Raw genomic sequence first — 18,465 nt, 5'->3', positions numbered from 1 at the left:
TTAAACAGGCTGCAAAGGGACACCTAACAGATGGCAAAAATCTTCTGCGTTGCGAACCAGAAGGGTGGAGTCGGCAAAACGACGACCGCGGTCAATCTCGCCGCGAGCCTCGCATCGCAGGGACAGCGGGTCCTGCTCATCGATCTCGATCCGCAAGGTAACGCCACCATGGGTAGCGGCGTCGACAAAGCCGCTTGCGAGAACACGGTTTACGAAGTGCTGGTCGACGGCGTGTCGTTGGTCGACGCGCGAGTGAAGTCCGAAGCCGTCTCGTATGATGTCGTGCCGGCGAACCGTGAACTGGCAGGGGCCGAAGTCGAACTCGTGGGCATGGAGAATCGCGAGCGTCAGCTCAAGGAGGCGATTGCGCACGTCGTATCGGACTACGACTTCGTGCTGATCGACTGTCCTCCCGCACTGTCGCTGCTGACGCTGAACGGACTCTGCGCCGCGCATGGCGTCGTTATCCCGATGCAATGCGAATACTTCGCGCTCGAGGGCCTGTCGGACCTCATCAATACGATCAAGCAGGTGCATGCGAACCTGAACCGAGACCTGAAGGTGATCGGCTTGTTGCGTGTGATGTTCGATCCACGCATCACGCTGCAACAGCAGGTATCGGAACAACTGAAAGAGCACTTTGGAGACAAGGTGTTCGACGTCGTCATTCCGCGGAACGTGCGACTCGCCGAGGCGCCGAGTTACGGCCTGCCGGGTGTCGTGTTCGACCGCGCATCGCGCGGCGCGCAGGCTTATGTGCAGTTCGGCGCGGAAATGATCGAGCGGGTGCGCCTGCTATGACGCAGCGTCAATCATCCAAAGCGGATCGAGGAACCACGATGAACGCAGTAGCACGGAAGAAGGGGTTGGGCAGGGGGCTGGAAGCGCTGCTCGGCGGAAGCGCGGATATCACCGAAGCGGTGAAGATCAACGGCGCACCTCACACGTTGCCGCTCGACAAGATGCAGGCGGGCAAGTATCAGCCGCGCACGCGCATGGACGAGGGGGCACTGCAGGAACTGGCGGCCAGCATTCGCGCACAGGGTCTGATGCAGCCGATTCTGGTGCGGCCCGTTTCTCCGGAGAAGTTCGAAATCATCGCGGGTGAGCGGCGTTTTCGCGCTGCGCGCCTCGCTGGTCTCGAAGAAGTGCCTGTCCTGGTGCGCGACGTGCCCGATCAGGCTGCCGCCGCGATGGCACTCATCGAGAATATCCAGCGCGAGGACCTGAACCCGCTGGAAGAGGCGCAGGGCATCCAGCGGCTGCTCGATGAGTTCAGCTTCACGCATGAGCAGGCGGCCGAGTCGGTGGGGCGCTCGCGCAGCGCGGTATCGAATCTGCTGCGTCTGTTGAACCTGGCGTCTCCCGTGCAAACGATGCTGCTCGCCGGCGATCTCGACATGGGCCACGCACGCGCACTGCTTGCCGTGGACGGGGCCACGCAGATTACGCTCGCGAACCAGGTCGTCAACAAGCGCATGTCTGTGCGTGAAACCGAAAAGCTGGTCACGGCGACGACGAAGGCTGTACCTACTGTAAAGGCGAAAGCGAACAACGACGGCGGCCGCGACACGCGACGGCTCGAAGAGGAATTGTCGGATCTGCTCGCCGCCACGGTGAAGATCAAGCTCGGACGCCGTGGGCGAGGGCAGGTGCTCGTCGATTTCGGCGACCTCGATGCACTGGAAGGCATTCTCGTTCGGCTGCGGGGCAACGCAGCCGCCGCATAAGAACCTTCCCCGATGCCCGCTGCCGAGCAAGCGCTAAAACCACATCGCAACCTGCTAAGCACGATCTTCCACTATGCAACGAAGGAGCCGGTGCTTACCGTGCTCGTCGTTGCATTGATCGTGTTGCAGGTTTTTCATCCGCATCCGTGGGGATCGTTGCCCGCGCTGGTCGACTGGCAGACGGTGATGACGCTTGCCGGCCTCCTGATCTTGACGAAGGCCGTCGAATATTCAGGATTCCTGATGTGGCTCGCGCATCGCGTCGTCCATCACATCCGGTCGCAGCGAGCGCTGGCGTATCTGTTGATCACGCTCGCGGCCGCGCTGTCGACGTTGCTGACCAACGATGTCGCGTTGTTCGTCGTCGTGCCGCTTACGTTGTCGCTGAACGAGTTGGCGCCGCTACCGCTCAAGCGGCTCGTCATTTTCATCGCGATAGCGGTCAACGCAGGCTCGATCCTCACGCCTTTGGGCAATCCGCAGAATCTGTTTCTCTGGCAAACGAGCGGCGTCTCATTCGGCGGGTTCGTGTTCACGCTCGCGCCCTTGTGTCTGGCGCTGATGGTGATGCTGTACGCGTTGGCCACGGTATCGTTCAAGCGGACCGCGCTGGATCTGTCGAAAGACACGGAACCGCATCCCGTCGATCGTCCGTTGCTTGGCGTTGCGGTTGTTTTGTTTGCGGCATTCGTGCTGCTCGCCGATTCTCATCGGGCGGGCATCGGACTGATTGGCGTCGGCGTCGGATTTATCTTCTGGCGCCCGCGAATCGTCCTGAAGATCGACTGGCTTTTGCTGCTGATCTTCGTGTTCATGTTCATTGTGTTGAGAAGCGTCGCAGCGCTGCCGTGGGTACACAACGCCGTCGGGCAACTGCATCTCGCGACGCCGTTGCGCGCCTACGCGGCGGGCGCCGTGCTGTCCCAGTTCATCAGCAACGTTCCCGCAGCGATCATGCTGGCCGAGTTTTCGAAGGATTGGCGCGCGCTTGCGTTCGGCGTCAGCGTCGGCGGCTTCGGATTCGCGATCGGTTCGCTGGCGAATCTGATTGCAATGAGGCTTTCAGGACAGCGCGGAATGTGGGCGCAGTTTCATCTCTTTTCGATCCCGTTCTGGGTCGTCGGCGGCGCAATCGGCGGCTGGCTTCTGTTGCATTTTTGACACTCCTGCGTGTGGCAAAAACACGCATTGGAACGTGATGCCCTAGCACAGTCCGGCCCGGATTTCCCGGTCTCCCGCGACGTCCTTACATTTGCAGTCCGACAGCATGAAAATCGGAGTTTTCCCGTATCGTGAAGCACCGTTTCATGCGGGTTATTGGTCGGGCTAAAGTCTTGAATTGCCTGCAACTATCGCTTACAATCGCCCGGATTTATTTGCTAGGCAATCCCGTAAGCGGTGCGAAAGCTCGCGGACTGAACAGGACTCTGCGGAACACTGCGATGGCGGTCAAAGCGTCGAACCAAACGCCGCAACAACGGCACGACGAACACCGCGACGGGCGCAGTGGCCCGCAAGCGACTGGTGGTCAGCGCGCCGTGCATGACGAGGCATGGGATGCCGAGCAGCAAGATAACAATATCGTTCCGCTCACGCGGGCCGAGGCCGAAAAACTGTTCGGCCCGAACGTGAGTCGTCCATCGCGCGTTACGCCGTTCAAGGTCGTGATTGCGCAAATGGTTTTGTCCCTGGGTGCGACGCTGTTGTGGTGGCTGTTCTACACGCCGCCGGGCGCTGCTGCGCTGTCAGCCTTCCTGGGAGGAGCGATTTGCTGGGTGCCGAGCGCATTGTTCGCGGCACGTCTTAAGAAGTTGAGCGGCGCCCAGACAGCGATGAGCTGGATGATCGGTGAAGCGCTCAAGATGGGGACAACGATCGCGATGTTTATTGCCATCGCCTTCTGGTATCACGACGTACGGTGGATTCCGCTGCTCGTGACCTATCTCATCGCTCTCAAGACGTACTGGATCGCGCTCGCCTGGCGATGAAGCAAACGAGACATTAGGCTGATGCGAGGCGTGAACGACGCGGCGTCAGCCACGAGGCGCGCGGGTTCGACAAAGTCCCGCGCTGGCGTGTTCCCGCAATAGAGTATTGCGGCGGGAGCGGCCCGGAAAGATTTTCGACAATTTGGGTGGCATTAACGATATGGCAGCTAGCGAAGGAACGCGCGCTCTGGATCCGTCCGAGTACATTGCGCACCACTTGCAGAATTTTTCCACCGCTCATCAGACGTCGATTTTCGACATCCACGTCTGGAATCTCGATACGCTTTTCTGGTCGATCGTATGCGGTCTTGTCACCATCCTCATCTTGCGTCTCGCTGCGCGTAAGGCGACGTCCGGCGTGCCGGGCCGTTTCCAGTGCGCAATCGAAATGCTGGTCGAGATGGTCGAGGATCAATCGAAGTCGATGATCCACGGCAACCGCACGTTCATCGCGCCGCTCGCGCTGACGGTATTCGTCTGGGTCGCGCTGATGAACTCGCTCGACTTTCTCCCCGTCGACCTGCCGGGCCGCGTGATCGGCTGGCTCGGTCTGTCGGAAGTCATCCCGCACCACCGCATCGTTCCGACTGCCGACCTGAACGGCACGCTCGGCATCGCGCTCGGCGTGTTCGCGCTGATGATTTACTACAACTTCAAGATCAAGGGCGCAGGCGGCTTCGTGCATGAGCTGCTGTCCGCTCCGTTCGGCGCGCATCCGCTGCTGTGGATCCCGAACCTTGCACTGAACATCATCGAGTTCGTCGCGAAGACGGTTTCCCTCGGCATGCGGCTGTTCGGCAACATGTACGCGGGCGAGCTGTTGTTCCTGCTGATTGCCCTGCTCGGCAGCATCTGGAGCTTCGGCGCGGACACGACGGTGCTTGGCTTCATCGGCCACGTGATCGCGGGCAGCGTGTGGGCGGTCTTCCACATCCTGATCGTTCTGCTGCAGGCGTTCATTTTCATGATGCTGACGCTGGTGTACATCGGCCAGGCACACGACTCCCACTAACGTGGCGTCGTAAGAAAGAATCAGAGTTTCAAGTATCGTAGTTTTTTAAATCCCAGTTCCAAAAAGACTTTTCACAAGGAGTGATCATGCAAGCTTTCATCGCCAACATCCAGGGTCTGACCGCCATCGGTATCGGCATCATCATCGGCCTGGGTGCTATCGGCGCCTGTATCGGTATCGGTCTGATGGGCGGCAAGTACATCGAAGCATGCGCTCGCCAGCCGGAACTGATGAACCCGCTGCAAACCAAGATGTTCCTGCTGGCTGGTCTGATCGATGCGGCGTTCCTGATTGGCGTTGGTGTGGCAATGCTGTTTGCGTTTGCGAACCCGCTGCTGTCGAAGCTGGCAGGCTGAGGTTCCTCGGAAGTGTGCGCCTGATCTATAACTGATAAGGCGCGAAGCGGAACGGGCACTAAGGCGCTGATCGAGCAATGAATCGATGAGCGCCTTGCCGTTTCCTCCTCCGACCAAGCAACGTTTAAGGAAACACCGTGAATCTCAACGCAACCCTGTTTGCGCAAATGGTCGTGTTCCTGATCCTCGCGTGGTTCACGATGAAGTTCGTGTGGCCGCCGTTGATCAACGCCCTCGACGAGCGCTCGAAAAAGATCGCCGACGGCCTCTCGGCCGCTGAAAAGGGCAAGTTGGAACTCGAAGCCGCGCACAAGCGCGTCGACCAGGAACTCGCTCAGGCACGCAACGACGGCCAGCAACGTATTGCTGACGCCGAAAAGCGTGCAGTCGCGGTCGCCGACGAAATCAAGGCACAGGCGCAAGCCGAAGCTGCGCGCATCATCGCTCAGGCGAAAGCCGACGCTGATCAGCAGGTCGTGAAGGCGCGTGAAACGCTGCGTGGCGAAGTCGCCGCGCTGGCCGTGAAGGGTGCCGAACAGATCCTGAAGCGCGAAGTCGACCAGGCGGCTCACGCCGACCTGCTGAATCAACTCAAAGCCGAGCTCTGATCATGGCCGAACTTGCAACCATCGCCCGTCCGTACGCAGAAGCGCTGTTTGGCGTGGCCGAAGCAGGTGACACCGCCGCCTGGTCCACGCTCGTGCAGGAGCTGGCACAGGTTGCGCGTCTGCCCGAAGTGCTGTCGATTGCCTCGAGCCCGAAAGTCAGCCGTACCCAGATCAGCGAACTGCTGCTGGCCGCGGTGAAATCGCCGCTCAAGGACAACCCGCAGGCGAAGAATCTGGTTCAGATGCTGGTCGACAATCATCGTCTGCCGCTCTTGCCGGAAATCGCCACGCAGTTCGAAGAGTTGAAGAACGCCCGCGAAGGTGCGGCCGATGCGCTGATCGTCAGCGCATTCCCCCTCGAAGGTGCGCAGCTGAACGACCTCGTCGCAAGCCTCGAACGCAAATTCAAGCGCAAGCTGAAGCCGACGGTCCAGGTGGACTCGTCGTTGATCGGCGGCGTTCGCGTGACGGTTGGCGACGAAGTGCTCGATACCTCGGTCCGCGCGCGGCTCGCCAGCATGCAGACGGCTCTGACGGCCTGAAGCCCTCACGTGGTTGTGACGGCTGGCACGCAACAGAATTGACTATCAGGAGCGAATAATGCAACTCAATCCCTCTGAGATCAGCGAGCTGATCAAGAGCCGGATCCAGGGCCTTGAAGCGAGCGCAGACGTTCGCAACCAGGGCACCGTGATCTCCGTGACCGACGGTATCGTGCGTATCCACGGCCTGTCGGAAGTGATGCAGGGCGAAATGCTCGAATTCCCGGGCAACGTGTACGGCCTCGCGCTGAACCTCGAGCGTGACTCGGTCGGCGCGGTGATTCTGGGTGAATACGAAAGCATCTCGGAAGGCGACATCGTCAAGACGACGGGCCGCATTCTCGAAGTGCCGGTGGGCCCGGAACTGATCGGCCGCGTGGTCGACGCACTGGGTAACCCGATCGACGGCAAGGGCCCGATCAACGCGAAGAAAACCGACGCAATCGAAAAGATTGCTCCGGGCGTGATCTGGCGTAAGTCGGTGTCGCAACCGGTGCAAACCGGTCTGAAGTCGATCGACTCGATGGTGCCGATCGGCCGTGGCCAGCGCGAGCTGATCATCGGCGACCGCCAGTGCGGCAAGACGGCCGTCGCAGTCGACACGATCATCAACCAGAAGGGCAAAGACCTGTTCTGTATCTACGTTGCGATCGGCCAGAAGGCTTCGTCGATCGTGAACGTGGTTCGCAAGCTCGAAGAAACGGGCGCGATGGAATACACGATCGTCGTCGCCGCTTCGGCTTCGGAATCGGCAGCGATGCAGTACCTCGCACCGTACGCCGGCTGCACGATGGGCGAATACTTCCGCGACCGCGGCCAGGACGCACTGATCGTTTATGACGACTTGACCAAGCAGGCTTGGGCATACCGTCAGATCTCGCTGCTGCTGCGCCGTCCGCCGGGCCGTGAAGCTTACCCGGGCGACGTGTTCTATCTGCACTCGCGTCTGCTCGAGCGTGCTGCTCGCGTCTCGGAAGAGTACGTCGAGAAGTTCACGAACGGCGAAGTGAAGGGCAAGAGCGGCTCGCTGACGGCACTGCCCGTCATCGAAACGCAGGCAGGCGACGTGACCGCATTCGTTCCGACGAACGTGATCTCGATTACCGACGGCCAGATCTTCCTGGAAACCGACCTCTTCAACGCAGGTATCCGCCCGGCAATTAACGCCGGCGTGTCGGTGTCGCGCGTTGGTGGTGCGGCGCAGACGAAGGTCGTGAAGAAGCTGTCGGGCGGTATCCGTACCGACCTCGCACAGTACCGTGAACTGGCAGCGTTCGCGCAGTTCGCATCGGACCTCGACGAAGCCACCCGCAAGCAGCTGGAGCGCGGCCGCCGCGTGACGGAACTGCTGAAGCAGCCGCAGTATCAGCCGCTGCAAGTGTGGGAGCTGTCGGTGTCGCTGTTCGCAGCGAACAACGGCTACCTCGACGATCTGGAAGTGTCGCAAGTGCTGCCTTTCGAAAAGGGCCTGCGCGATTTCCTGAAGTCGAAGCACGCTGACCTGATCAAGCGCATCGAAGACAACAAAGACCTCTCGAAGGACGACGAGGGCGCGCTGCATGCCGCACTCAAGGACTTCAAGAAGTCGGGCGCTTATTGATCCGCGAGTGATCCGCAAGGCATAAACGGACCTTGAAGCAGCGTGGGCGCGTGAAAGCGCGTTCGTGCTGCTTCGATCAAGGAGCAAGCAATGGCTGGAATGAAGGAAATTCGCGGCAAGATCAAGAGCGTGCAAAACACGCGCAAGATCACGAAAGCGATGGAGATGGTGGCCGCATCGAAGATGCGCCGCGCTCAGGAGCGCATGCGCGCTGCTCGCCCGTACGCCGACAAGGTCCGCGATATCGCTGCGCACATGAGCAGTGCTACTCCGGAATACCGTCACCCGTTCATGGTCACGAACGAAGGGGCGAAGTCGACAGGCTTCATCCTTGTCACGACTGACAAGGGTCTGTGCGGCGGTATGAACACGAACGTGCTGCGCGCTTCGCTCCAGAAGTTCAAGGAGCTGGAAGGTCAGGGCAAGACGGTCGAAGCGACGGCAATCGGCGGCAAGGGTCTGGGTTTCCTGAACCGTCTGCGCGCGAAGGTCGTGTCGAACGTCGTGCAACTGGGCGACACGCCGCACCTCGAGAAGCTGATCGGCGCTGTGAAGGTTCAGCTCGACATGTACTCGGAAGGCAAGGTTTCGGCCGTGTACATCGCGTACACCCGCTTCGTCAACACGATGAAGCAGGAGCCGGTGATCGAGCAGTTGCTGCCGCTGTCGGCGGAACAGTTCGAGCGCAAGGACGAAAAGGATGGTCCGACGCCGAAAACGTCGTGGGACTACATCTACGAGCCGGACGCGCAAACCGTCGTCGACGAACTGCTGGTGCGTTATGTCGAAGCGTTGGTCTATCAGGCCGTCGCGGAAAACATGGCATCGGAACAGTCGGCACGGATGGTCGCAATGAAGGCCGCTTCGGACAATGCGAAGACGGTCATCAACGAACTGCAGCTCGTGTACAACAAGAGCCGTCAGGCAGCGATCACGAAGGAACTGTCGGAAATCGTCGGTGGCGCCGCGGCAGTCTGACGCTAACGTCGACACGCGGAAGCGCCTTCTGGCGAGTCCACCGAAACTGCGCCGTTGCGCGAGTGAAGAATTGAGTATCTAAAGGAAAAGCGATGAGTACTACTGCTTTGGTAGAAGGCAAGATCGTACAGTGCATCGGCGCGGTGATCGACGTGGAATTCCCGCGTGAGAACATGCCGAAGGTTTACGACGCGCTCATTCTCGAAGGTTCGGACCTGACGCTCGAAGTCCAGCAGCAGCTGGGCGACGGCATTGTCCGTACCATCTGTCTGGGTTCGTCGGACGGTCTGCGCCGTGGCGTCGTGGTGAAGAACACCGCGAAGCCGATCAGCGTGCCCGTAGGCAAGGCGACCCTCGGCCGCATCATGGACGTGCTGGGCCGTCCGATCGACGAAGCCGGCCCGATCTCGAGCGAAACGACGCGTTCGATCCACCAGAAGGCGCCGAAGTTCGACGAACTGTCGCCGTCGACGGAACTGCTCGAAACGGGTATCAAGGTTATCGACCTGATCTGCCCGTTCGCAAAGGGCGGTAAGGTCGGTCTGTTCGGTGGTGCTGGCGTGGGCAAGACCGTCAACATGATGGAGCTCATCAACAACATCGCGAAGGAGCACGGCGGTTACTCCGTGTTCGCGGGCGTGGGCGAGCGTACCCGTGAAGGGAACGACTTCTATCACGAAATGAAGGACTCGAACGTTCTGGACAAGGTCGCGCTGGTGTACGGCCAGATGAACGAGCCGCCGGGCAACCGTCTGCGCGTCGCGCTGACGGGCCTGACGATGGCCGAGCACTTCCGTGACGAAGGCCTCGACGTTCTGTTCTTCGTCGACAACATCTACCGTTTCACGCTGGCCGGTACGGAAGTGTCGGCACTGCTGGGCCGTATGCCTTCCGCAGTGGGCTATCAGCCTACTTTGGCTGAAGAAATGGGCAAGCTGCAAGAGCGTATTACGTCGACGAAGACGGGCTCGATTACGTCGGTTCAGGCCGTGTACGTCCCTGCGGATGACTTGACCGACCCGTCGCCGGCTACGACCTTCGGCCACCTGGACGCAACCGTCGTTCTGTCGCGTGACATCGCTTCGCTGGGTATCTACCCGGCAGTGGACCCGCTCGATTCGACCTCGCGTCAGATCGACCCGCACGTGATCGGTGAAGAGCACTACAACATCACGCGTGGTGTTCAGCAAACGCTGCAGCGCTACAAGGAACTGCGCGACATTATCGCGATTCTGGGCATGGACGAACTGTCGCCGGAAGACAAGCTGTCGGTCGCGCGCGCTCGTAAGATCCAGCGTTTCCTGTCGCAGCCGTTCCACGTTGCTGAAGTGTTCACGGGCTCGCCGGGCAAGTACGTGCCGCTGAAGGAAACGATCCGTGGCTTCAAGATGATCGTTGAAGGCGAGTGCGATCACCTGCCGGAGCAGGCGTTCTACATGGTCGGCACGATCGACGAAGCCTTCGAAAAGGCCAAGAAGATCCAGTAACGGCTGGGTGTAACCAGGCGGACGCTGTATCGGTGATTCAGCGTCCACGCAATTACGCTCAACTCGGAGTCGACATAAATGGCAACCATCAAGGTAGACGTCGTCAGCGCGGAAGAGCAGATCTTCTCGGGCCAGGCGAAGTTCGTTGCGCTGCCGGGCGAAGCGGGCGAGCTCGGCATTCTGCCGGGCCACACGCCGCTCATCACGCGGATTCGTCCGGGTGCCGTGCGCATCGAATCTGAAAACGGCGAAGAGGAGTTCGTGTTCGTCGCTGGCGGCATTCTCGAAGTTCAGCCGGGCGCGGTAACGGTTCTGGCCGACACGGCGATCCGCGGCAAGGATCTCGACGAAGCGAAGGCCGAGCAGGCTCGCAAGCGCGCAGAAGAAGCGCTGCAGAACACCGGCTCGAACCTCGAATACGCGACTGCGCAAGCGGAACTCGCGTATGCGACGGCTCAGCTGGCGGCGATCCAGCGTCTGCGTAAACTGCGCGGACAACAATAAGCAGCACAATTGAAAAGCAGCCCTCGTGGCTGCTTTTTTTTCGTCGTCTACTTGACGTTTACGGAAAGGTCAGCAAAATCGTACCGATGCCCGAAGCAGCTAGAAAGCTGCGGGTAAGACTTGATGCCGGACGGATCATCCGCGGGGCACAATCGGTCGCAAACTCATTCCTATACTGGGATTCACCTCTGGAGACAACACCATGGCAACGCAAGCGGCAGGAGTGGGCGCAGTCATCGAACCGAAAGACGGGCTGTCATACGTGCGCGGTTCGACTGACGTACCACTCAGCGAGTCGACGGTCGGACAGTTTCTTGTCGATACGGCACGGCGCTTCCCCGAGCGGCCGGCTGTGGTGTTCCGTGAGCAGGAGATTCGCTGGAATTGGCGGGAGTTTCGGCAAGAAGTCGACGTTTTGGCGTCGGGATTGCTGGAACTTGGCATCCAGAAGGGAGACCGCGTCGGCATCTGGTCGCCGAACCGCGTCGAGTGGCTGATGACGCAATTTGCGACGGCGCGTATCGGCGCTGTGCTCGTCAATATCAACCCCGCTTACCGCCTGGCCGAGCTTGAGTACGCGCTGAACAAGGTTGGTTGCAAGGCGATTATCTCTGCCGAGAAATTCAAGTCGTCGATGTATCTGCAGATGCTGCAGGAGCTGGCGCCCGAACTGGCGTCGGCGACGCCCGGAGAGCTGCGCGCCGCGCGGCTACCCGATCTGCGCATCGTGATCCGGATGTGCGACACCGAAACGCCCGGCATGCTGACGTTTTCGGACGTCATCGAACGGGGGCGCACCGCATTCGATCCCGCAAGCCTCGACGCAATCGGCGCAACGCTCAACGCGAACGACCCGATCAACATCCAGTTCACGAGCGGCACGACGGGCAATCCGAAAGGCGCGACGCTGACGCACCGGAACGTCGTGAATAACGCACGCTACATCGCGATGGCGATGCGGCTCACGGAGCAGGATTCCCTGTGCATCCCGGTACCGCTGTATCACTGCTTCGGGATGGTGCTCGCTGTGCTGGCGTGCGTTTCGGTGGGGGCTGCGATGGTGTTCCCCGGCGAGGCGTTCGACCCCGGTGCGACGCTGAAAGCGGTCGCCGAGGAGAAATGTACGGCGCTGCATGGCGTGCCGACCATGTTCATTGCCGAGCTGGACCATCCCGACTTCGCGACTTTCGATCTCACGCGTCTCCGCACGGGCATCATGGCGGGCTCGCCGTGCCCGATCGAAACGATGAAACGCGTCGTGTCGCAGATGCACCTTGCCGAAATCACGATTGCCTACGGTATGACTGAGACAAGTCCGGTGTCGTTCCAGAGCTCGACGACCGATCCCCTGGACAAACGGACGACCACGGTCGGCCGGATTCAGCCGCATCTGGAGGTCAAGGTAGTCGATCCGCTGGGCAATATCGTGCCCGTGGGCGAAACGGGCGAGCTGTGTACGCGCGGCTATTCGGTAATGAACGGTTATTGGGGCGACGAAGCGAAGACACGCGAAAGCGTTGTCGACGGCTGGATGCACACCGGCGACCTGGCGACGATCGACGCCGAGGGCTATTGCAACATCGTCGGCCGTCTGAAGGACATGCTGATTCGCGGCGGCGAGAACATCTACCCGCGCGAAATCGAGGAGTTTCTGTTCCGCCACCCCAAGATTCAGAGCGCGCAGGTGTTCGGCGTGCCGGATTCGAAGTATGGCGAGGAAGTGTGCGCGTGGATCGTCGTGCGCGCAGGCGAGAGTCTCACGGCCGAAGACGTGCAGGAGTTCTGCCGCGGCCAGATCGCGCACTACAAGATTCCGAAGTACATCCGCTTTGTCGACGAGCTTCCGATGACGGTGACCGGCAAGGTTCAGAAGTTCGTGATGCGTGAACGGATGATCGACGAGCTTCGTTTGAAAGAAGACAAGACCGCCTGACGTAGCGCGGTTGCATCCCGAAGCAGAAAAGCGAAACGCCGGTGCAGGGCACACGGCGTTTCGCTTTGAGGGGAAGTGCCCGCTCGCGCACAGAAGCTTGATGGCGCGCAAACGTTTGGCAGGGCAAAAAAAAAGCGGGCCTGGAGCCCGCTAAAAACCACACGCTACGGGGTTAGCGCGAGGAGACCATTGGAGGAACCGACTACTCGGCGCGATCGACGCCGATCACGATTCCAGCAGAGATGCCCCTTTGCAGAGCTTCGACGCTTTGCGCCAACCGGCCAAGGAGGTGTGTTCAAAGACACTACTACCCGGCCGCATCCGTGCTGAACCCGTGAAAGGCATTGTGGGCGAATTACCCGGCTCGCGCGGTAACAAAGTGTTTCAGGTTGTAACGCCCGCCAGATAAGGCGTTGCGGGATTTTTTGCGATATCGAAACGCTTGTTCGGCAAATATTGCCGATACCTTTCGAGTCCATTGCCCCGCCTTTCGCCCGACCGTTCGAATCGGATACTGCGCTGCGTTATCCCGTTTTCAGTGGTGTACCGTTCGTCCAGCCCGCCTACGCAAGGCTCCGAAGTCGAATGCTCATACGGATCACGCGGGTACTTGTTTAAAACTGCCGTTTGCTATCTGGTGCTAAAAATGCTGCAACACAGCAATAACCGACCGTCCTGACGGGACTTGTCAGCGACCACGCGAGGACACAAATACGCCAGACCGAACTTCAGGCAGCCGCTTGTACCAATCGGTAAGTGCGACTGCCTCGGCCGTCACAAACTCGGCGTTATTTCAGCCACTTATCGGATATCGACTGGTATTCCCCCGACGCGCGAGCGAGGTGCAACCACTGGTCGACATACTGCTGAAACACCACATCGCCACGCGGCACCAGCCATGCCTTTTCTCCATACTGGAACGGTTTGTCAGGATGTACCGCGCACAGACCGGGATTGAGCTTTTGCTGCAACAGCGTCTCAGACGCGTCCGTGACCATCACATCCGCCTTGCCGGCCAGAATCTGCTTGAAGATCGTCACGTTGTCCGGATAGACGACCTGGTTCGCATGCGGAAAGAACTGCTTGGCGAACCGCTCATTGGTGCCGCCCGGATTGAAGATCACGCGAGTGGACGGCTGATCGATCTGCGCGACGGTCTGGTATTTGTCGACGTCGTCGCAACGCACGATGGGCGACTTTCCGTCCACCTGATACGCGACCGTGAAGAAAGCCCGCTTCTGCCGATCCAGTGTCGTCGACACACCGCCGACGGCGACATCGCACTTCGCAACGAAGTCGGTCATCAGGTTCGACCATGACGTCTTCACGAACTCCGCCTTGACGCCGAGCGATTTCGCCAGCGACTCGGCCATGTCGATGTCGATCCCTTCGAACTGGCCGTCCTGTTTATAGAACGAGTAAGGCTTGTAGTCGCCCGTCGTGCATGCTCGCATCGTGCCGCGCGCGAGAATCTCATCGAGCCGCGACGCCGCCGCAGGTGCGACACTTTGCGCCTGGACCGCGCCGGCACAGCACATGGCGCCAAGAAGGGCCAACGTAGCTTTCTTCATTGAGTCTCCTTTATCGTTATCTATGTGGGTGCAACGGAATCGATAATAGTCCGCACAACTACCGGTGACCATCGACCGGATGGCATAGGACAAACAGCAATTGCCAGGATTACGGAGGCGGCGTCGGGCGCTCAGCGGTTAAAATGCGTCTTTGCCTTCAGTCGCGAGCGCCGTGGCCCACAACCTCCTCAACGACACTTTCCTGCGCGCGTTGTTGCGCCAGCCGACCGAGTACACGCCGATCTGGCTGATGCGCCAGGCAGGACGCTATCTGCCGGAGTACAACGCGACGCGTAGCCGCGCGGGCAGCTTCCTCGGCCTCGCGAAGAATCCCGATTACGCGACGGAAGTCACGTTGCAGCCGCTCGAACGCTATCCGCTCGACGCCGCGATTCTTTTCTCCGACATCCTGACCATCCCCGACGCGATGGGGCTCGGCCTCGATTTCCAGGTCGGCGAAGGGCCGAAGTTCGCGCGTCCAGTGCGCACCGAACCGGACGTCGCGCGTCTGGCCGTGCCGGATATCGACAGCACGTTGCGTTACGTCACCGACGCCGTGCGCCAGATCCGCACCGCGCTCACCGACGCGCAAGGCCGTCAGCGCGTGCCGCTGATCGGCTTCTCGGGCAGCCCGTGGACGCTTGCGTGCTACATGGTCGAAGGCGGCGGCTCTGACGATTTCCGGACCGTGAAGTCGATGCTGTATGCGCGTCCCGATCTGATGCATCGCATCCTGGACGTCAACGCGAAGGCGGTTGCGGCCTATCTGAACGCGCAGATCGAAGCGGGCGCGCAAGCCGTGATGATTTTCGACACATGGGGCGGGGCGCTCGCCGACGGCATCTATCAGCGCTTCTCGCTGCACTACATCCAGCAGGTCGTGAGTCAGTTGAAGCGCGAGCACGACGGCAACCGCGTGCCCGTGATCACTTTCACGAAGGGCGGCGGCCTGTGGCTCGAAGAGATTGCCGCGACGGGCGTCGATGCTGTCGGGCTCGACTGGACGGTGAATCTGGGCAAGGCGCGCGAGCGCGTCGCTGGCAAGGTGGCGTTACAGGGCAACATCGATCCTTCTGTGCTGTTCGCGCCGCCGTCGACGATTCGCATCGAAGCGCGCGCGGTGCTCGACAGCTTCGGTAATTTCCCCGGTCACGTCTTCAATCTTGGGCATGGTATTTCGCAGTTCACGCCGCCCGAGAACGTCGCCGAACTGGTCGATGAAGTGCATCGGCATAGCCGCACGATCCGGTCGGCGGGTGGCGACGCCAAGGCGTGAAGGAATCGTCCGGATTGTGACGTTTTTGTTGCGACGCAACGACGTGGGCTCTCGGTCTGAGGGGAAAATAGCGTTCCAAAGTCCGCCCCGAGGCCCTCTTAGCGTTGTCAAGACTTGACTTATGCACACTTGTCACGCTGCGGCGCGGTAGAGGGATCGATCGTCGCAGCTGCCTTGAAAAGTACGCGGAAATCTGTTGAAGGCCTTGAGCGACAAGGCTTTCCGGGTTCCTAAGACAAATGTGCGCTATCCCACACAGAGGCCCGTACCACGGCCCTTGCGGGACATCCGGGCCAAGTTCTCAACAAAGTTATCCACAGGCAGGCGGGATCGGGCGCAATTGTCGATGCAAAATCAAAACTTAGCGCCGAAATTGAAGTTTTACTTTAAGTGTGTCGGCGGCGGCTCTCAGTCGGTGAATTACTTTCCCAGCGAACGGTGTCTATGCGGGTCGTCGATCTGACGGGCACCTACGTCCGCGTCGCGCTCGATCATCCTCTGCCGACGCTTTTCGATTACCGCTGTGACGCCTCACTGGCGCCGGCGCCGGGGATGCTCGTCAGCGTGCCGTTCGGCAAGCGGCATGTCGTGGGCCTCGTCATGGAAGTGACTGCTCACAGTGACGTGCCCGCCGACCGTCTGAAGTCGGTCCATAGCGTCTGCGCCGCTTGCCCGCCGCTTTCCGAACATTGGCTGCAACTCGCGCAGTTCGCCGCCGACTACTACCAGCGCGGCATCGGTGAAGTCGCGCTGCCGGCGCTTCCCCAGGCATTGCGCGATGCGGCGCGCTGGACGCGGCTTTTCGCTCCCGAGGAGCGTTATCGTCTGTTGCCCGCAGGGCGCGCCGCGCTGCCCGACGCGCTTCCGGCGCGTGCCACGACGTTGCGCCGTCTTGCAGCCGCACTCGCGGAAGCCGATACGCTGCCCGCCGCGGAAGCCCGTGCGTTGCACGCGAAAGCAACCGTGACGCTCGAAGCGTGGCAAGCCGAAGGCTGGGTCGCGCTCGAAGTGGTCGATCCCGCCGCGCACAGCCTGTCGCGGGATCACACGCCGCGCAGCGCGACGCTGCCGACGCTCACGGACGAGCAAACGGCCGCCGTCGAAGCGATCCGCGGTGCGCAAGCCTTCGCGCCGTTCCTGTTGCACGGCGTGACGGGCAGCGGCAAGACGGAGGTCTACCTGCGGGCGCTGGCGGGCTTGCTGGCGACCAATCCGCAAGCGCAGGCGCTCGTCCTCGTGCCCGAGATCAACCTGACGCCGCAATTCGAGGCTGCGTTCCGCGCGCGCTTCGCGTCGATGGACGATACCGAAATCGTCACGCTGCACAGCGGTCTTGCCGAGGGCGAACGCGCCCGCAACTGGTTTGCCGCGCACACGGGGCGCGCGCGCATCGTGCTGGGCACGCGGCTCGCCGTGCTGGCGTCGTTGCCGCATCTGGCCATCATCGTCGTCGACGAGGAACACGACCCGGCGTACAAGCAGCAGGAAGGCTTGCGCTATTCCGCGCGCGATCTCGCCATCTGGCGCGCGAAGCAACTGGGCGTGCCCGTCGTGCTCGGCTCGGCGACGCCGTCGCTGGAAAGCTGGTGGCAGGTCGAGCAAGGACGCTACAAACGGCTCACGTTATCGCGCCGCGCCGTCGCTGATGCAGTGCTGCCGACCGTCCACCTCGTCGACCTGGAAGACGAGCAGCGGCGCGGACGCGCTTCAGTGGAGGGTTTGTCGGGGCCGCTGATCGCGGCGCTGAAGGCGCGCCTCGAGCGAAGCGAACAGAGTCTCGTATTCCTCAACCGTCGCGGCTACGCGCCTCAGCTGGCGTGCGACGCATGTGGATGGGTGGCGGGCTGCCCGCGATGCAGCGCCTACGTCGTGCTGCACAAGCCGGAGCGCGCGCTGCGCTGCCATCACTGCGGCTGGGAATCGCGCATTCCGCGCTCGTGCCCGGAATGCGGCAATGTCGATATCGCGCCGCTCGGACGCGGAACACAACGTATCGAAGAAGCGCTCGCCGGCGCGGTGCCGGGCGCGCGCGTGTTGCGCATCGATGCCGACAGCACGCGACGCAAGGGCAGCGCGCAGGCGCTGTTTTCCGACGTGCATGCGGGCGAGGTGGATATTCTCGTCGGCACGCAGATGATCGCGAAGGGGCACGATTTCCGCCGGGTGTCGCTGGTGGGCGTGCTGAACGCCGACACGGCGCTGTTTTCCCACGACTTCCGCGCGAGCGAGCGCCTCTTCGCGCAACTGATGCAGGTGAGCGGCCGGGCGGGCCGCGCCGGTCTGCCGGGTGAAGTGCTGGTGCAAACGCGCTATCCGCGTCATGCGCTGTATCACGCGCTGGCTCGCCACGATTACGTCGGCTTCGCCAATTCGACGCTCGCCGAACGGCGCGACGCGCATTTGCCGCCGTTCGTCTATCAGGCGATGCTGCGCGCCGAAGGCCGCACACTGGATGTCGCGCTGACGTTCCTGCAGCAGGCGGCTGCCGTGCTGACCGACATTCCTGCCGCCAGCCGCGTGACCGTCTACGACGCTGTGCCGCTCACCATCGTCAAGGTGATGCACGTGCATCGCGCGCAATTGCTGATCGAAAGCGCGTCGCGGGCCGCGTTGCAGACGACGCTGCGCGCCTGGCAACCCGTGTTGCGCACGCTGAAAGGCGTGCTGCGCTGGAGCGTCGAGGTCGATCCGCTCGACATCTAGCGAGCCGCGATGTAAGCAATTTGTCGGCAAACTGCACACATCTGCTCGCAAATCCATTTAAGTCATATCGATAAAACGAAAGGTCGTTTCGTTTCGCGACATCGCTCGACTATATTTCGCCGGATCGGCGCATGAATCACAACAATCGATAGCGCGTGCGCCGCCAACTTTGACCGG

The 18,465-nt window shown here is 61.1% G+C and carries 16 protein-coding genes; 15 read left to right on the top strand and 1 reads right to left on the bottom strand.

The annotated features are described in order from the left end of the window. Positions 1–30 precede the first annotated feature (30 nt). The 13 genes from C2L65_RS15790 to C2L65_RS15730 all read left to right on the top strand — a co-directional run bounded on the left by C2L65_RS15790 (position 31) and on the right by C2L65_RS15730 (position 12,738). Positions 31–801: a ParA family protein gene (locus C2L65_RS15790; RefSeq protein ID WP_042305097.1), complete on the top strand. Its 771-nt coding sequence runs from the start codon at positions 31–33 to the stop codon at positions 799–801. Between the two features lie 38 nt (positions 802–839). Next, complete coding sequence (locus C2L65_RS15785) at positions 840–1,730, top strand: ParB/RepB/Spo0J family partition protein (protein WP_007581688.1); 891 nt, start codon at positions 840–842, stop codon at positions 1,728–1,730. A gap of 12 nt (positions 1,731–1,742) precedes the next feature. Continuing rightward, a complete protein-coding gene (locus C2L65_RS15780) occupies positions 1,743–2,891 on the top strand; it encodes an SLC13 family permease (RefSeq protein WP_042305098.1) in 1,149 nt (382 codons plus the stop codon). 281 nt (positions 2,892–3,172) lie between these two features. Then, complete coding sequence (locus tag C2L65_RS15775; protein WP_042305099.1) at positions 3,173–3,718, top strand: ATP synthase subunit I; 546 nt, start codon at positions 3,173–3,175, stop codon at positions 3,716–3,718. A 160-nt stretch (positions 3,719–3,878) separates the two neighbouring features. After that, complete coding sequence (atpB, locus tag C2L65_RS15770; RefSeq protein ID WP_042305100.1) at positions 3,879–4,730, top strand: F0F1 ATP synthase subunit A; 852 nt, start codon at positions 3,879–3,881, stop codon at positions 4,728–4,730. Positions 4,731–4,816: 86 nt separating this feature from the next. Beyond that, a complete protein-coding gene (gene atpE / locus C2L65_RS15765; protein WP_007180033.1) occupies positions 4,817–5,086 on the top strand; it encodes a F0F1 ATP synthase subunit C in 270 nt (89 codons plus the stop codon). A 137-nt stretch (positions 5,087–5,223) separates the two neighbouring features. Further along, entirely contained in the window at positions 5,224–5,694 is a 471-nt protein-coding gene (locus C2L65_RS15760) for a F0F1 ATP synthase subunit B (protein ID WP_007742789.1), read from the top strand. Between the two features lie 2 nt (positions 5,695–5,696). Further along, positions 5,697–6,236 (top strand): F0F1 ATP synthase subunit delta, encoded by a 540-nt coding sequence (locus tag C2L65_RS15755; RefSeq protein ID WP_042305101.1) that lies wholly within the window; start codon positions 5,697–5,699, stop codon positions 6,234–6,236. A 58-nt stretch (positions 6,237–6,294) separates the two neighbouring features. Beyond that, entirely contained in the window at positions 6,295–7,836 is a 1,542-nt protein-coding gene (gene atpA, locus C2L65_RS15750; RefSeq protein WP_042305102.1) for a F0F1 ATP synthase subunit alpha, read from the top strand. Between the two features lie 90 nt (positions 7,837–7,926). Beyond that, entirely contained in the window at positions 7,927–8,814 is an 888-nt protein-coding gene (gene atpG / locus C2L65_RS15745; RefSeq protein ID WP_042305103.1) for a F0F1 ATP synthase subunit gamma, read from the top strand. Between the two features lie 92 nt (positions 8,815–8,906). Continuing rightward, positions 8,907–10,301 (top strand): F0F1 ATP synthase subunit beta, encoded by a 1,395-nt coding sequence (gene atpD / locus C2L65_RS15740; RefSeq protein WP_042305104.1) that lies wholly within the window; start codon positions 8,907–8,909, stop codon positions 10,299–10,301. Between the two features lie 78 nt (positions 10,302–10,379). Continuing rightward, entirely contained in the window at positions 10,380–10,805 is a 426-nt protein-coding gene (locus C2L65_RS15735) for a F0F1 ATP synthase subunit epsilon (RefSeq protein ID WP_007581641.1), read from the top strand. Between the two features lie 202 nt (positions 10,806–11,007). Then, entirely contained in the window at positions 11,008–12,738 is a 1,731-nt protein-coding gene (locus C2L65_RS15730; protein WP_042305105.1) for an AMP-binding protein, read from the top strand. Between the two features lie 788 nt (positions 12,739–13,526). Here C2L65_RS15730 and C2L65_RS15725 read toward each other — a convergent pair. Continuing rightward, positions 13,527–14,309: a transporter substrate-binding domain-containing protein gene (locus tag C2L65_RS15725; protein ID WP_042305106.1), complete on the bottom strand. Its 783-nt coding sequence runs from the start codon at positions 14,307–14,309 to the stop codon at positions 13,527–13,529. Positions 14,310–14,481: 172 nt separating this feature from the next. Here C2L65_RS15725 and hemE point away from each other — a divergent pair, with 172 nt between their 5' ends. After that, on the top strand, positions 14,482–15,585 hold the full coding sequence (hemE, locus tag C2L65_RS15720; RefSeq protein ID WP_042305107.1) for a uroporphyrinogen decarboxylase: 1,104 nt from the start codon (positions 14,482–14,484) through the stop codon (positions 15,583–15,585). A gap of 444 nt (positions 15,586–16,029) precedes the next feature. Then, positions 16,030–18,288, top strand: a complete 2,259-nt coding sequence (locus C2L65_RS15715) for a primosomal protein N' (RefSeq protein ID WP_042305108.1) — start codon at positions 16,030–16,032, stop codon at positions 18,286–18,288. The last annotated feature ends 177 nt before the right edge of the window (positions 18,289–18,465 follow it).

Origin of the sequence: Paraburkholderia terrae (assembly GCF_002902925.1) — a bacterium.
Classification (GTDB): domain Bacteria; phylum Pseudomonadota; class Gammaproteobacteria; order Burkholderiales; family Burkholderiaceae; genus Paraburkholderia; species Paraburkholderia terrae.
The sequence above is the reverse complement of the archived record's forward strand: the minus strand, read 5'-3'. Positions and strand labels throughout refer to the sequence as shown.

Bases quoted from the DNA above. Each gene is read 5' to 3' on its own strand.
- C2L65_RS15775 (WP_042305099.1), top strand. From the start codon at position 3,173: ATGGCGGTCAAAGCGTCGAACCAAACGCCGCAACAACGGCACGACGAA.
- atpA (WP_042305102.1), top strand. From the start codon at position 6,295: ATGCAACTCAATCCCTCTGAGATCAGCGAGCTGATCAAGAGCCGGATC.
- C2L65_RS15755 (WP_042305101.1), top strand. From the start codon at position 5,697: ATGGCCGAACTTGCAACCATCGCCCGTCCGTACGCAGAAGCGCTGTTT.
- C2L65_RS15780 (WP_042305098.1), top strand. From the start codon at position 1,743: ATGCCCGCTGCCGAGCAAGCGCTAAAACCACATCGCAACCTGCTAAGC.
- C2L65_RS15725 (WP_042305106.1), bottom strand. From the start codon at position 14,309: ATGAAGAAAGCTACGTTGGCCCTTCTTGGCGCCATGTGCTGTGCCGGC.
- C2L65_RS15735 (WP_007581641.1), top strand. From the start codon at position 10,380: ATGGCAACCATCAAGGTAGACGTCGTCAGCGCGGAAGAGCAGATCTTC.
- atpD (WP_042305104.1), top strand. From the start codon at position 8,907: ATGAGTACTACTGCTTTGGTAGAAGGCAAGATCGTACAGTGCATCGGC.
- C2L65_RS15715 (WP_042305108.1), top strand. From the start codon at position 16,030: ATGCGGGTCGTCGATCTGACGGGCACCTACGTCCGCGTCGCGCTCGAT.
- atpE (WP_007180033.1), top strand. From the start codon at position 4,817: ATGCAAGCTTTCATCGCCAACATCCAGGGTCTGACCGCCATCGGTATC.
- C2L65_RS15730 (WP_042305105.1), top strand. From the start codon at position 11,008: ATGGCAACGCAAGCGGCAGGAGTGGGCGCAGTCATCGAACCGAAAGAC.
- atpB (WP_042305100.1), top strand. From the start codon at position 3,879: ATGGCAGCTAGCGAAGGAACGCGCGCTCTGGATCCGTCCGAGTACATT.
- C2L65_RS15790 (WP_042305097.1), top strand. From the start codon at position 31: ATGGCAAAAATCTTCTGCGTTGCGAACCAGAAGGGTGGAGTCGGCAAA.
- atpG (WP_042305103.1), top strand. From the start codon at position 7,927: ATGGCTGGAATGAAGGAAATTCGCGGCAAGATCAAGAGCGTGCAAAAC.
- C2L65_RS15785 (WP_007581688.1), top strand. From the start codon at position 840: ATGAACGCAGTAGCACGGAAGAAGGGGTTGGGCAGGGGGCTGGAAGCG.